Source organism: Zhongshania sp. (assembly GCF_041584495.1).
In the GTDB taxonomy this organism is placed as follows: Bacteria; Pseudomonadota; Gammaproteobacteria; order Pseudomonadales; family Spongiibacteraceae; genus Spongiibacter.
In genome coordinates, this window is the sequence record NZ_JBFHDY010000264.1 from 1 (window position 1) to 1707 (window position 1707).

The 1707-nt window shown below is 57.8% G+C and carries 1 protein-coding gene; it reads left to right on the forward strand.

Annotation, left to right across the window (positions count from 1 at the left end):
• Positions 1-1707 (forward strand): Ig-like domain-containing protein (locus tag ABYP33_RS18945; protein ID WP_373092891.1); only part of this gene is annotated, 1707 nt, incomplete at both ends.

A 1707-nucleotide genomic window follows, 5' to 3' on the forward strand; every position in this document is an offset into this window, starting at 1 on the left:
CATTGCGGTAGATGGCGCCGACTTGGCGGCAGACACCAGCTTCGATGCTACAGTAACGGGTACTGACGCAGCGGGTAACCCGTTTACTGCCACGACGACTTCAACCCACACGGTTGATACGGCAGCGAGCGCAACAATCACGGTTAATGACATCACGCCTGATGACATCGTCAATGCCGCTGAAGCGGGTACTTCAATTGATGTAACGGGCACTGTCGGTGGCGATGCAACAGTGGGCGACACTGTTAGCTTCACCATTAACGGCACGCCTTACAGCGGCACCGTCTTGGCTGGCAACACCTATAGCATTGCGGTTGACGGCGCCGACTTGGCGGCCGACACCAGCTTCGATGCCACAGTGACCGGTACTGATGCCGCGGGTAATCCGTTTACCGCGACAACCACCTCAACACATACCGTTGATACGACGGCGAGCGCAACAATCACCGTTAACGACATCACCGCTGACGACATTGTTAACGCGGTAGAAGCCGGAAGCACGATTGATGTAACGGGTACTGTCGGTGGCGACGCCGCGCCGGGTGATACGGTTAGCTTCACCATCAACGGCACGCCTTACAGTGGCACCGTGCTGGCGGGCAACACCTATAGCATTGCGGTTGATGGCGCGGACTTGGCCGCCGATACCAGCTTCGATGCTACAGTAACGGGTACTGACGCGGCAGGTAATCCATTTACCGCAACGACGACTTCAACCCACACGGTTGATACGGCAGCGAGCGCAACAATCACCGTTAATGACATCACGCCGGATGACATCGTGAACGCCGCTGAGGCTGGCGGAAGCATCAACGTCACCGGTACTGTTGGCGGTGATGCGGCCCCCGGTGACTCGGTTAGCTTCACCATTAACGGCATGCCTTACAGTGGCGCCGTGCTGGCGGGCAACACCTACAGCATTGCGGTTGACGGCGCAGACTTGGCTTCCGATACCAGCTTCGATGCGACTGTGACGGGCACTGATGCAGCAGGTAATCCGTTTACCGCGACAACCACCTCAACCCACTCGGTTGATACGTCTGCCGCGGCAACAATCACCGTTAACGACATCACCGCTGACGATATTGTTAACGCGGCAGAAGCTGGAACAAGCATCAACGTTACTGGTTCGGTCGGCGGCGATGCGGCCCTAGGCGACACCGTTAGTTTTACCATCAACGGCACGCCATACAGCGGTACTGTACTGGCGGGCAACACCTATAGCATTGCGGTAGATGGCGCCGACTTGGCGGCCGACACCAGCTTCGATGCTACGGTTGTGGGTACGGATGCGGCGGGTAATGCCTTCACCGCGACCACGACTTCAACCCACTCGGTTGATACGTCTTCAACGGCAATGATCACCGTTAACGACATCACGCCGGATGACATTGTTAACGCGGCTGAGGCTGGCGGAAGCATCAACGTCACCGGTTCGGTCGGCGGCGATGCCACCGTGGGCGACACGGTTAGCTTCATCATCAACGGCACGCCTTACAGCGGTACTGTACTGGCGGGCAACACCTACAGCATTGCCGTGGACGGCGCCGACTTGGCCGCCGATACCAGCTTCGATGCTACAGTAACGGGTACTGACGCGGCGGGTAATGCCTTCACCGCGACCACGACTTCAACCCACACGGTTGATACGTCTTCAACGGCAACGATCACCGTTAACGACATCACGCCGGATGACATTGTTAACGC